This window comes from Bradyrhizobium sp. USDA 4473 (genome assembly GCF_054063335.1).
Window position 1 is genome coordinate 7,245,072 of the sequence record NZ_JBSSGE010000001.1, and the last position, 12,701, is coordinate 7,257,772.

The following is a 12,701-nucleotide window of genomic DNA, read 5'->3' on the forward strand; positions in this document are numbered from 1 at the left end:
CGCAAATGAGATAGGTTGCCCCGGAATCGTGCCAGAGAATCCGGGGAGGCCTGCCAATGTCCGAACAAACCGCTCAACCCAAGAGCGATCGTCTCGACATCCATGACGTCGAGCGGCGGGTGAAGGCGATCTTCATCGGATCGGTCGGCAATCTCGTCGAATGGTACGATTTCTACGCCTACACCGCGTTCGCGCTGTATTTCGCGCCGGCGTTCTTCCCGCATAGCGACCCGGTGGTGCAGCAGCTCAATGCCGCCGTGCTGTTCGCCGCGACCTTCCTGATGCGCCCGCTCGGCGGCTGGCTGTTCGGCTTCATCGCCGACCGCTACGGCCGCCGGCTGTCCTTGACGCTCTCGGTGGTCTGCATGTGCTTCGGCTCGCTGATCATCGCGGTGACGCCGACCTATGCCACGATCGGCATTGCGGCGCCGGCGATCCTGGCGCTCGCCCGCGTCATCGAGGGCCTCAGCCTCGGCGGCGAATATGGCGCCAGCGCCACCTATCTCAGCGAGGTCGCCGATCCCAAGCATCGCGGCTTCTACTCCAGCTTCCAGTATGTCACCCTGATCGGCGGCCAGTTGACCGCGATCATCGTGCTGCTGTTGCTGCAGAAGGTGTTCCTGACCCCGGACGAGTTGAAGGCCTGGGGCTGGCGGATCCCCTTCGTGATCGGCGCCTTGCTCGCGATCTTCGCAGCGGTGATGCGGCGCGGCCTGCACGAGACCGAGGCGTTCGAGGAGGCCAAGAAGGTCTCCAAGCCGACCGGTTCGATCGTTGGCCTGTTGAATTACCCGCGCGAATTGCTGCTGGTGGTCGGCCTCACCGCCGGCGGCACCGCGGCGTTCTACACCTTCACCACCTACATGCAGACCTTCGTGAAACTGTCGGTCGGCCTCACCGAGGACCAGACCACCTTCGTGATCTTCGGCTCGCTGATCTTCGCGACCATCCTGCAGCCGATCTATGGCGGTCTCTCCGATAAGATCGGCCGCAAGCCGCTCTTGATCTTCTTCGGCATCGCCGGCACGCTGGCGACGATCCCGATCCTGACCGCGCTGAAGGAGACCAAATCGCCCTTCATCGCTTTCCTGCTGATCTGCGGCGCCTGGATCTTCGTCGCCGGCTACACCTCGATCAACGCGATCGTGAAGGCCGAGCTGTTCCCGACCAATGTCCGCGCACTCGGCGTCGGCCTGCCCTACGCCATCACGGTATCGATCTTCGGCGGCACCGCGCCCGCGGTCGCGCTCTATTTCAAGAGCATCGGGCACGAGGACTGGTTCTATTACTATCTCAGCGGCATGATCTTCCTGTCGCTGCTGATCTACTCGACCATGCGCGACACCAAGCACGACTCCGCGATGCATCGCCACGAATGATGGCGGAACGCCGATGACCGACGACCAGGAGCCGCCCGAGAGCAAGTTGACGCGCAGCAAGCAGCGCTGGGCCCGCGAAGGCAAATTCCTCACCGGCAAGGTCACAAGGCCGGAGGCGCAGCGCCTGCCGCCGGGACAGCATCTGACCAAGGACTGGCCGGTGCTCGATCTCGGGCTGCTGCCGAACATCACGCGGGAGCGCTGGCGGCTCGACATCTACGGCGCGGTCGAGCAGACGATCTACTGGGACTGGCCGCAATTCACCGCGCAGCCACAAACGAAATTTGTTTCGGATATCCACTGCGTCACGACCTGGTCGCGCTACGACAATCAATGGGAGGGGCTTGCGACGCGCGACCTGCTCGCCGCCTGCCAACCGCGCGAGGACGCGCGCTTCGTCGTGCTGCATTCCTATGACGGCTATACGACGAACCTGCCGATCGAGGACTTTGCCGCGGAGGACGCGCTGCTCGCGCATAGCTGGTCGGGCAAGCCGCTGGAGCAGGAGCATGGCGGCCCGGTGCGGCTGGTGGTGCCGCATCTCTATTTCTGGAAGAGCGCCAAATGGCTGCAACGCATCGAATTCGTCACCGAGGATGCGCCCGGCTTCTGGGAAGTGCGCGGCTATCACAATCGCGGTGATCCCTGGGCCGAACAGCGCTATTCTGGCGACTGACGAACCAACGCAGTGATGGAGCCTGGCCGTGCCGCACGAACGCTTTCAATTCACCGGTGTGGGCGGCCACCAGCTTGCCGCCGCGCTCGATACGCCAGACGGCCCGATCAAGGCCTATGCGCTGTTCGCGCATTGCTTCACCTGCGGCAAGGACGTGCTGGCGGCCAAGCGCATCGCGACAGCGCTCGCCGCCAAGGGCATCGCCACGCTGCGCTTCGATTTCACCGGCCTCGGCTCCAGCGAGGGCGATTTCGCCAACTCGACGTTCTCGTCGAACGTCGCCGATCTGGTCCGCGCCGCCGACCATCTGCGCGAGACGCGCAAGGCGCCGGCGATCCTGATCGGCCACAGCCTCGGCGGCGCCGCGATCCTGGCGGCAGCGGGCCAGATCCCCGAGGCCAAGGCCGTCGTCACCATCGCCGCACCGTCCGACCCCGCCCACGTCACGCATTTCTTCAAGGACAAGATCGAGGACATCCGCGCGCAGGGTGAAGGCGTGGTGTCGCTCGCCGGCCGCCCGTTCCGCATCACGCGCGAATTCCTCGACGATGTCGCCGAGCAGAATTTGATGGCGCAGGTCAAGCAGCTGCACAAGGCGCTGCTGATCATGCATGCACCGACCGACGACACCGTCGGCATCGACAACGCCACCAACATCTTCATCGCGGCCAGGCATCCGAAAAGCTTCGTCTCGCTGGCGGGCGCGGATCATCTCCTGAGCGGCAAGCAGGACGCCGCCTATGTCGCCGACGTGATCGGCGCCTGGGCCGAGCGCTATGTCGACCTCATGCCGCAGGCGGCGGCGGAGGCCGGCAGCGCGCCGCGCAACGTCGTGGTGCAGGAAACCCGCAACGGCAAGTTCCAGCAGCTCGTCACCACCGGTCCGCACCGGTTGATCGCCGACGAACCCGTTGCCGTCGGCGGCAATGACAGCGGCCCCGGGCCGTACGATTTCCTGCTCACCGGGCTCGGCGCCTGCACCTCGATGACGATGCGGATGTATGCCGACCGCAAGTCGCTGCCGGTCGATCGCATCACCGTGACGCTCCAGCACAACAAGATCTACGCCAAGGATTGCGAGGAGTGCGAGACGCGCGAGGGCATGCTCGACCAGATCGAGCGCGTCATCAGGATCGACGGCGAGCTTGACGCCGACCAGCGCAAGCGGCTGATGGAGATCGCCGACAAGTGTCCGGTGCACAAGACGCTGACCTCGGAGGTGCGGATCGTCACCAGGGCGGCGGAGTGAGCCTGCGAGGCAGGGAAAAGAGCCATCGCAAGGGCGCGCTGACAAATATCGAGGAACAACCCCATGCAAAGGAGCCGACGGTAACCGGCTGCCGACTGAAGCGCGGAGATTGGCTTGTATTGTTATCGCGCGTTAGCTCCTTGTTTGAGCATGATCTTTTCGGAAAACCGCTTCGCACTTTTCCGGATCATGCTCCAGGCCACTTGACACGTCGGGCAACTCAGCAATACATTTCTAATATTCAGAAATCCTACAACCCCCCTCGCCGTCTATCCCCGCGCCGCGCGCTTCCCCGTCAGGCAGTTCGCCATGGTCCGCACCGCGGCGCCGATCTCGTTTTCGCGCCAGGCCGCGAAGCCGAGCAACAGGCCGTGGTCGCGCGGCCGCTCCAGCGCGAGGCTCGACAGCGCGCGCACCTCGACACCGGCGGCCACCAGCCGGGTCACGGCGCCCTGGTCCACCGTGCCGTCCTTGAAACGCGCGATTAGCTGCATGCCGCCCGGCGGGACCTCGGCCGCGAGGACCTCGCCCAGCTGCCGCGCCAGCGCCGCGGCGAGATGATCGCGGCGCGACCGGTAGATCCGCCGCATGCGCCTGATGTGTGCCGGGAAATGCCCGTCAGCCATGAAATCGGCCAGCGCTTCCTGGACATGCACGGACGCGACCAGCCCGAGATGCCGCTGCGCGATCTCCATGGTTCGCGCCAGTTGCGGCGGCACCACCAGATAGCCGATGCGGATATCGGCGGTCATCGCTTTTGCAAACGTCCCGAGATAGAGCACGCGTCCCTCGCGGTCGAGCCCCTGCAACGCCGGCATCGGACGGCTGTCATAGTGAAACTCGCCGTCGTAATCGTCCTCGACGATCCAGGTCTTGCCGGGCTCGGCGGACGCCAACAATTCGGTGCGGCGCGCAACCGGCATCACCCGCCCGGTCGGATGCTGATGCGAGGGGGTCGTGAAGATCAGCTTTGGCGCACGCGCCGCGCGCGTCCGCATCATGCCCCATTGGTCGAGGCTGACACCGACGACGTCGGCGCCGGCCGCGCGAAACGCCGCCGCGGCGCCGGGATAGCCGGGATCCTCGGTCCACACCGCATCGCCCGGCGCGATGACGGTTGCGGCGATCAGCGTCAGCGCCGCCTGCGCGGTCGGCAGGATCAGGATCTGGTCGGCCTCGGCGCGCACGCCACGGCTGATTTCGAGGTAGTCGCGCAAGGCTTCGCGCAGGCTCGGCCGGTTGACCACGGTCTGGTCGTTGAAGCGGCGGCGCAGCGCGCCGCGGCGCAGGCAGCGAGCCCAGATCTGGTGCGGAAACTCGCGCGCATCCGCCAGCCCGGGACGGAGCGGCCGGAAATTGGCCTGGTAGGACAGCGGCCAATCTGTCTCGGAAAGCTGCAAGGCCCAGGGCGACAGCAGCGGTCTGCGGGCGCCATCGCGTCGTGGCACCGACGTCGGTTTGGCAAAGCGCGCCTCGATGTCGTCCGTCACCACCGGCCGGCGCCGCGCGGCGACGCACAGATAGCCTTCGGCCGCGAGTTGCTCATAGGCATGCGTCACCGTGTTGCGCGAGACCGCAAGCTCGGCTGAAAGCGTGCGGCTCGACGGCAGCACGGCGCCGCTGCGGATTCGGCCGCTCGCCATCAGCGCGCGCAGCTGTTGCGTCAGCTGCGCGGCCAGCCCGGCATCGTCCGACCGCTTCAGCTCGAGCAATTCGGCGAGGATCAATCTGGCTCCTTAGTTCTATCCGATCTGGCTCTTTCGATAGAGCCAGCGCAATCCTATTCACAAGCGGTATCGCCTGCAAGGATACCGCCGTGAATCAATCGCTATCGCCGGCCAAAGCCGCCGCTTTGTTCATCGTCGTGGTGCTGGCCTGGGGCATCAACTGGTCGGTGACGAAATCGCTGGTCGTGGCGGTGCCGCCGCTGTGGACCGCATCGATCCGCAGCTGGGTCGCCCTGGCCGCGCTCTCGGTGATCCTGCGCGCCAGCGGCAACCTGATCATTCCGCGGATCGCCGATGTCCCGGTGGTGCTCAGCGTCGCGCTGCTGCACATGACGTTCTTCTCGACGCTGGTCGCCGCCGGCCTGCGCTATCTGCCGGCCAGTAAGGGCATCGTGCTCGGCTACACCACGCCGCTCTGGGTGGCGCTGGCGGCGGGTGCGGCGCGAACCGAACGGCTCGGTCCCTTGAAACTCGTCGGCGTCGCGTCGGGACTCGCCGGCCTCTGCGTGATCCTCAACCCGGCATCGCTGGACTGGAGCAACCTGCACGTCATCGCCGGCGCCGGCATGATCATCCTCGCCGCGATCTGCTGGGCCGCCAACATCATCTATATCCGCTCGCACCGCTGGATCGCGACGCCGCTGCAGCTCCTGCTGTGGCAGGTGCTGGTCGCGACGCTGGTGCTGACCACGACGGCGCTGGTCACCGAGGGCGTGCCCACGGTGACATGGTCCCCGCACCTCGTGCTGCTGTTCCTCTATTCCGGCTTCATCGGCACGGCGCTCGCCTATTGGGCGATGTCCATGGTCAACAAGAGCCTGCCGGCGCTGACGACATCGCTCGGTACCACGGGAACGCCGATCGTCGGCATCGTGACCGCTTCACTGCTGCTCGGCGAACCGATCGATCTCTCACTGGCGATCGCAGCGGCCCTGATCATCGGCGGCATCGCGCTGAGCTCGCTCGCGGACGCGCCGGCGCGGGCGTAATGAGGGCCCGCACTGATAGATTCGTCACGTCCGCTTCGGTCTCGGAAACTGACGTCGAAATCGACGTCGCTGCATGTCGGCCTTGGGCCAAGAGGTGACTTTCCCTGCTTGGCCTGATACGAAAGAGGCCGCCAACGGAGCAGCCTTTTTAGGGCACCGCAATGGACTGTCCTTGGGAAAAAATCGACCGCTTCTCCTATCCGGGAGAGCTCCAACGCTTCCTGAGGTGGATGGAAGAACAGGTCGCAAGCAATGTCGCTGAGGAATTAGACGCGCCAGTCGATCAGCAACTCATCTTGGGCGAGCGATGGTTTCGGCATGTCCAATCGAAAGCGCGCTGGCGGCTTGTTCCGGTTGACGGGCCTTTGGGCCCGGGCTTTTGGCCAATCGAGAATTAAGACACTCCTCTGATCGGATGGCCGTTTGGGGCCAGGAGGCGACACCGCCAGCTTGGCCTGATATGAAAGAGACCGCTGACCGAGGCGGCCTTTTGTACGATGAAAGACATTATCAAAACCGTTGATTTGCCAGATGGACGCGCGGTGCTTTTCGACACTGCGAATGAAAGCTATCGCCCAAAATTTCGTTTGTCTCAGCGCCGATGGTGCAGTGCGCTGGCGAGCGGCATTGCCTGCTAGTACTGGCCCGGATTGCTTCGTCGAATTGGCTCTCGACGGAGATTATATCCGAGCCGTTACCTGGAGCGCATGGGCGATGTGGTTTGATCGCGCGACCGGTACCGTGAACAAGTCCGTCTTCGTCAAATAGCTGACTTCCGCTTCGGGTCAAGCTGCGACTTCAACCCTGTTTCAGGGCTGGTCCGCTATACGCCGGATACCGGACGCCGCGGTGGCTCCCGTGAAGGTCAGCAGTGGGCCAAAAGCGGAAGCTTTCGCCCACTTCCTGATGAAGCGTTACGGTTGAAAACGAAGATGGCGGGGTTATGCTGTCGGAGGTTGAATAAATCGAAGAGGACCACGCCGCGTGAACCTTAACGAAATTGAGGTCGCCAGAAGGAAAATTGGCGAGCTTGCCCGTCAGATTCTCGATGGCGAGCTTTCCTACGTCGAAGGAGCGCGCTCGATCTGGCGTCTCGGCCGAAAGGCCAATCTTTCGGAGATGGACGCGGACCTTGTCAAATTCCTGGCTATCGATAGTGAAACCGACGCACTGCCAATTGGTGCAGAACGCACATTCTGGAACCGTGACGCGCTCGAAAGGCTTCAGCCCGAGATCGAACATGCGGAAGCCTGGGCGAAGAAAGCTGGTCAAACGGCCTGCGAAAATCTCGTGAGGAGGTTCGGCGAGAGTCCGATACCAGATTGAGCAGAAATCGTCACACTCTGGCGACCGGCGCTAAACCGCCCGGCACGGTTGCCTCGCTCTCGCTATCCTTTACCGCCATTTATCCAAGCCTGCACTCCCGCCGGTATCGTCCGCTTCGGGTCAAATTGCGACCTCAACCCTGTTTCAGGGCTGGTCCGGTCTACGCCGGATACCGGACGCCGCGGTAGTTCGCGTGGAGGTCAGCAGCGGGCCAGAAGACGACATCACGCGCATCGACCAAAGCTGACAGTGAGGGTCTATCTCCAGAGCGCTCGACCCTTACCGAAGCCGGGATGGCGCGCCTCAAATTCCTCCATAAAAGATAAGCGGGCTTGGTTGAGGGTGTCACGCGCCCCTTTTGAGTAACCGTACTTTTCCGCCAGCGACCAAAGGTCGTAAATCTGAAGCATGAAATCTTGATATCGCTCTGCGGGATCAACCAGATCACCGTGTATGTCGAGTTCGCCAGACATTCTGTTCTCCTTCAAACTGAGGGTGCAGCGGGCACACGCGGAGATTATCAAACCAGATCGATGCCAACGTTCGGTCGTTATCTTGGCAAATGCAACTTGTCAGGAGGATCAACCGGACCAAGGTTCGTCCAGAGGTTTTCATCGCGGAGTTTCTTCAATGTGAGCGCGGCAACCTTGCTCGGCGGATGGACGTCATACCGAAACCATCCAGCTGTGCCCGCCGTGTCATTAGCTTGGATGCGCTTGCGGCGCGAAGGATGAACATCCCAAGCCTTGGCCTTGGCTGCCGGTATAGTCTTTCCCCAATGCGTGACAATCCCATCCAGCGGACACTGCGCGATTTCGATCACGTAGCCTCCGCCGTGGAGATCAAATTGGAAAGTCAGAAGATCAATCGCGGACTGACCGGTTCGGCGCAGATGCGGAAATGATCCCTTGAATCCTTGAGCGCGCAGCCAGGGAATAACGGCAGCTTTGATTTCTCGATCCATGTCAGCCCGTGAGTCGCTCACCTTCGCTCCCTTCCATTTACGCTAAACCGCTGGCGCGATTGCCTCGTTCTGACTACCCTTTACCGCGATTGATCAGCGTCTGCACGCCCGCCGGTATCGAAGTTGTCTGCTTTGGGTCATAAGCCGCCGACAGCTACCGAACTGGGCAACTTCCGCTCTATGACTGGAAGCCGACGGCTATGAGTAAACCTCCTAGGCCGTTGCAAGCGGCCGGACCCGCAGCGCGCCGCGCAAGCCGGCGCCGGTGCCGAGCATGATGCCGGCGATGGCGATGAACGACGATAGCGACAGCGTCGACAGTCCGGTCAGCCCCTGCCCGACCGAGCAGCCGAATGCCATCACGCCGCCCGCGCCCATCAGGGCGGCGCCGCCTGCCGAGCGCAGCATGTGCTGCGGCGACCGGTAACCTTCGAGCTTGAAGCGCCCGGTTGCAATCGCCGTGATCAGGCTGCCGGCGAACACGCCGAACACGGTGACGATGCCGAAATTGAGCGTCGAGCCGGTCGACAGCATGACATATTGCAGGGCGTCGGCGATCGGCGCGATGAAGGTGAGCGACGTGACCGGCACCGGATTGAAATCATCGGCACCGAGATAGCCGGTCGCGTACCAGCCGCCCGCCACCAGCAGGCCGACGATCAGGCCGGCCGCGATCTGGCCGGGCGACTTGCGGAACGGCGCATGGGCGAAGGCGAAGATGATCAGCACGGCTGCCAGCACCGAAGCCGCAACCATCCGCGCCGGCACCGCGCCGAGGCCGGCGCTTGCCAGCAGCGCCGGCACCGAATTGCCTGATACCGTGGCCTGCGATACCTGCACCATCGCGATCCGCGCCGGCGCGATCAGGCCCTTCAACGTTATCTCGGCAAAAATGCCGAGCACGACCACGACCACGAAGGACCGCAGGTTGCCGCGCCCGAGCAGCACCAGCGCGCGCGAGCCGCAGCCGTTCGACAGCACCATGCCGTAGCCGAACAACAGCCCGCCAAGGAACATCACCGGCGCCGAGAAGGATGGTTGCAGATAGATCGACTTGCCGAGATCGACGAGCCCTGCTGCCGCCAGCAATTGCGAAGCCGCGATCCCAACCCCCATCGCCAGCGCATAGGTGCGTGCCAGGCGGCCGTCGCCCTCCGCCCACCAGCCGCGCAGGCCGCTCATCATGCAGAAGCCGCTGAGCAAACCCACCGAGCCGTAGATCAGGCCGATGATGAGGGCGGCAAGGATGACGATCGTTGCGGGGTCCATGGAAACGTCCTCAAGGGTTCGTCATTGCGAGGAGCGAAGCGACGAAGCAATCCATAGCACCGCAATGGGAGAGAATGGATTGCTTCGCTTCGCTCGCAATGACGGTAGTTCACGGTCGCAAAATCACGCGGTCGCGCGACGAGCCTGCCACGGCAACGAACGCGGCCTTGGCCTGTTCCAGCGGGTAGATCGCGCTCGGCCGGATCGGAAACGGCTTCAGATGTCCGCCGGCAAAGCCCGGTGCGAGCTCGCGCAACACCTCGCCGGTCGCAACCGACGACAGCGCGAGCGTGTCGATGCCGACATAAGTGTGCTGGCCGCGATAGAATTCGAGGATGTTGAACTGCACGATTCGATCGACCGCCGCGATCAGGACCTGGCGGCCGCGCAGCGCCAGCGACTTGTGCGCCGCCTGGAAATAGGGATCGCCGACCGTGTTGTAGACGATGTCGGCGCCCTTGCCGCCGGTCAGCTCACGCACCCGTGCCGCCACATCGGCGGCGGAGGCATCGATCACCTCGACCGGCGCATTGCTGTGGCCCTCATAGGGCTCGCTCTTGCGCACGACGCCGATCACGCGCGCGCCGTGCCAGCTCGCGATCTGCACCGCGGCCTGGCCGACCTTGCCGTTGACGCCCATCACCAGCATGGTCTCGCCTGGTTTCGGCAGACCGGCGCGGCGCAGGCCTTCCATCGCGGTGACAAACGGCACGCCGATCCCGGCAGCTTCGTCCCAGGACAGGCCGGCGGGCTTTTCCACCACGGCAGCGGCCTCGACCACCAGATGCGTGGCATGGCTGCCGTCGCGGCGGATGCCGAGGTCGCCGGACGAGCCGAACACCTCGCGCCCGATCAGGCCCGAGGGACCATCGATCACGACGCCGGCATAGTCGCGGCCAGAGGTGCGCGGGAATACGGCATAGGGCATCAGGCCGGTGGCAGCCTTGACGTCGGACGGATTGACCGCCGCGGCTTTCATCTCGATCAAGACATCATTGTCGCCGCGCCAAAGTGCATGGGTCTCGACAACCGGCGCCACCGCCGCCGCGTTCTCCGCCTTCGCCAGCAGGCGGACGCAACGGGCCTCGACCGTGACGGGTCGCGCGTCAGGCTTTGAAGAAACCGGCATCAAGGATCACCCTGCTCTGTTATGAGCAGGAGTTACCCTTTCGGCCGCTTGTCGTAAACCCGTTTCGCCTTGCCGAGGGAACGCTCCAGAGTGTCGGGCGCGACGACGCGGATTCGGGTCGAGATGCCGATGGTGTTCTTGATGAAGGCGGAGAGCTTTTCGGCGTGCGCGACGAGCCCCTCGCCGTCCCAGCTCTCGGGCCGGGCTTCGGCAAGCACCGTCATCTCGTCCATGCGGCCCTCGCGGGTCAGCTCGATGATGAAGTGACCGCCGCACCAGTCGGTCGCCAGCAGCGCTTCCTCGATCTGGGTCGGGAACACGTTTACGCCGCGCAGGATGATCATGTCGTCGGAACGGCCGGTCACCTTCTCCATCCGCCGCATGCCGGGCCGCGCCGTGCCGGGCAGCAGCCGCGTCAGGTCGCGGGTGCGGTAGCGGATGATCGGAAAGCCTTCCTTGGTCAGCGAGGTGAACACCAGTTCGCCTTTCTCGCCGTCGCCGAGCACCTTGCCGGTCAGGGGATCGATCACCTCGGGATAGAAATGATCCTCCCAAACGTGCAGCCCGTCCTTGGTCTCCACGCATTCCTGCGCGACGCCGGGGCCGATCACCTCGGACAGGCCGTAGATGTCGGTGGCATCCATGTCGAAGGCCTGCTCGATCTCGACGCGCATCGCGTTGGTCCAGGGCTCGGCGCCGAAGATGCCGAACTTCAGCGACGATTTGCGCGCATCGAGCCCCTGCCGCTTGAACTCGTCGAGGATCGCCAGCATGTAGCTCGGCGTCACCGTGATGATATCGGGCTTGAAATCGTTGATGAGCTGCACCTGGCGCTCGGTCATGCCGCCGGAGATCGGGATCACCGTGCAGCCGAGCCGCTCGGCGCCGTAATGCGCGCCGAGGCCGCCGGTGAACAGGCCATAGCCATAGGCATTGTGCATCAGCATGCCGGTGCGGCCGCCGGCGGCGCGGATCGAGCGCGCCATCACGTCCGCCCAGGTGTCGATATCGGCCTTGGTATAGCCGACAACGATCGGCTTGCCGGTCGTGCCCGAGGAAGCGTGCACCCGCACCAGCTGCTCGCGCGGCACCGCGAACATGTTGAAGGGGTAATTGTCGCGCAGGTCGGTCTTCACCGTGAAGGGAAATTTGGCGAGGTCGGAAAGCTGCTTGAAGTCTGTGGGGTGCACGCCCGCGGCATCGAAGCTTTTCTTGTAATGCGCGACGTTGTCATAGGCATGCTTGAGCGACCAGGCGAGCCGCCTGGTCTGCAACGCCATGATCTCGTCGCGCGAGGCGCGTTCAGCCGCATCGAGCTCGGCGTGATAGCCGCTGTCTCCAACCCTGAGCTTTGCCGTTGCCATCGACGTTTCCCCTGAAGCCTTTATGCCTTGGTGTCCGTATCCGGCAGCCAGCTGCCTTGTATCACCCGCGAATGTCCGCGGAATTCGGCGATCACGCTGTCGCCGGCGGCGACGCGCACGTCGTAAATTCCGGAGCGGCCGCTGCGCGAGATCTCGCGCGCGGTCGCCACCAGCCGGTCGCCGAGCTTGCCGGGCCGGATGAAGGTGATGTTGCCCTGCGCCGCCACTGCGCGATCGTTATGGCTGTTGCAGGCAAAGGCGAAAGCTGAATCCGCCAGCGTGAAGATGTAGCCGCCATGGCAGATGCGCTGGCCATTGACCATGTGCGGCTGCACGGTCATCGCCATCACAGCCTGCCCCGGCTTGATCTCGACCAGCTCCATGCCGAGGCCCTTGCTGGCGTCGTCTTCCTTCCACATCGCCTCCGCGCAGGCGCGGGCGACATCCTCAGGCGATAGCGTGGCCTTCACATTCACGTCGAACTCCCTGTGCACGGGCCCGTTGCGATGGGCCTCTTGGTGTCACATCAGTGTCGTGCGCGACACCAAATGGTCGTCAACTCTTGCGCCGTCATTCCGGGATGCGCCGCAAGGCGCAGGCCCGGAATCCATTGGGCCGCGTCCCCGGTA

Annotated in this window: 12 protein-coding genes; 5 read left to right on the forward strand and 7 right to left on the reverse strand. The window is 64.0% G+C overall.

Annotation, left to right across the window (positions count from 1 at the left end; translation table 11 throughout):
- Positions 1-56: 56 nt before the first annotated feature.
- From ACVW17_RS34040 to ACVW17_RS34050, 3 genes are read left to right on the forward strand one after another with little or no spacing between them, the layout of a single operon-like run.
- The gene (locus ACVW17_RS34040; protein ID WP_456798408.1) at positions 57-1,379 is read left to right on the forward strand and encodes an MFS transporter; all 1,323 of its coding nucleotides are present in this window, start codon (positions 57-59) and stop codon (positions 1,377-1,379) included.
- 13 nt (positions 1,380-1,392) lie between these two features.
- Positions 1,393-2,055, forward strand: a complete 663-nt coding sequence (locus tag ACVW17_RS34045; RefSeq protein ID WP_456798409.1) for a sulfite oxidase-like oxidoreductase — start codon at positions 1,393-1,395, stop codon at positions 2,053-2,055.
- A gap of 28 nt (positions 2,056-2,083) precedes the next feature.
- Entirely contained in the window at positions 2,084-3,304 is a 1,221-nt protein-coding gene (locus ACVW17_RS34050; RefSeq protein ID WP_456798410.1) for a bifunctional alpha/beta hydrolase/OsmC family protein, read from the forward strand.
- 269 nt (positions 3,305-3,573) lie between these two features.
- On the opposite strand, the gene pdxR is transcribed toward ACVW17_RS34050, so the two are convergent.
- Entirely contained in the window at positions 3,574-5,031 is a 1,458-nt protein-coding gene (pdxR, locus tag ACVW17_RS34055) for a MocR-like pyridoxine biosynthesis transcription factor PdxR (protein ID WP_456798411.1), read from the reverse strand.
- Between the two features lie 89 nt (positions 5,032-5,120).
- On the opposite strand from pdxR, the gene ACVW17_RS34060 reads away from it, so the two are divergent.
- On the forward strand, positions 5,121-6,020 hold the full coding sequence (locus tag ACVW17_RS34060) for a DMT family transporter (protein WP_456798412.1): 900 nt from the start codon (positions 5,121-5,123) through the stop codon (positions 6,018-6,020).
- Between the two features lie 984 nt (positions 6,021-7,004).
- Complete coding sequence (locus ACVW17_RS34065; RefSeq protein ID WP_456798413.1) at positions 7,005-7,346, forward strand: hypothetical protein; 342 nt, start codon at positions 7,005-7,007, stop codon at positions 7,344-7,346.
- Between the two features lie 257 nt (positions 7,347-7,603).
- On the opposite strand, the gene ACVW17_RS34070 is transcribed toward ACVW17_RS34065, so the two are convergent.
- The 6 genes from ACVW17_RS34070 to paaI all read right to left on the reverse strand — a co-directional run bounded on the left by ACVW17_RS34070 (position 7,604) and on the right by paaI (position 12,548).
- Positions 7,604-7,819: a hypothetical protein gene (locus tag ACVW17_RS34070; RefSeq protein WP_456798414.1), complete on the reverse strand. Its 216-nt coding sequence runs from the start codon at positions 7,817-7,819 to the stop codon at positions 7,604-7,606.
- 77 nt (positions 7,820-7,896) lie between these two features.
- Positions 7,897-8,331, reverse strand: a complete 435-nt coding sequence (locus tag ACVW17_RS34075; protein WP_456798415.1) for a DUF4304 domain-containing protein — start codon at positions 8,329-8,331, stop codon at positions 7,897-7,899.
- A gap of 192 nt (positions 8,332-8,523) precedes the next feature.
- A complete protein-coding gene (locus ACVW17_RS34080; RefSeq protein ID WP_456798416.1) occupies positions 8,524-9,579 on the reverse strand; it encodes a YeeE/YedE family protein in 1,056 nt (351 codons plus the stop codon).
- 109 nt (positions 9,580-9,688) lie between these two features.
- Positions 9,689-10,708: a quinone oxidoreductase family protein gene (locus ACVW17_RS34085; RefSeq protein WP_456798417.1), complete on the reverse strand. Its 1,020-nt coding sequence runs from the start codon at positions 10,706-10,708 to the stop codon at positions 9,689-9,691.
- Between the two features lie 32 nt (positions 10,709-10,740).
- Positions 10,741-12,072, reverse strand: a complete 1,332-nt coding sequence (gene paaK, locus ACVW17_RS34090) for a phenylacetate--CoA ligase PaaK (protein ID WP_456798418.1) — start codon at positions 12,070-12,072, stop codon at positions 10,741-10,743.
- Positions 12,073-12,092: 20 nt separating this feature from the next.
- Positions 12,093-12,548, reverse strand: a complete 456-nt coding sequence (gene paaI, locus ACVW17_RS34095) for a hydroxyphenylacetyl-CoA thioesterase PaaI (protein WP_456798419.1) — start codon at positions 12,546-12,548, stop codon at positions 12,093-12,095.
- Positions 12,549-12,701: the final 153 nt, after the last annotated feature.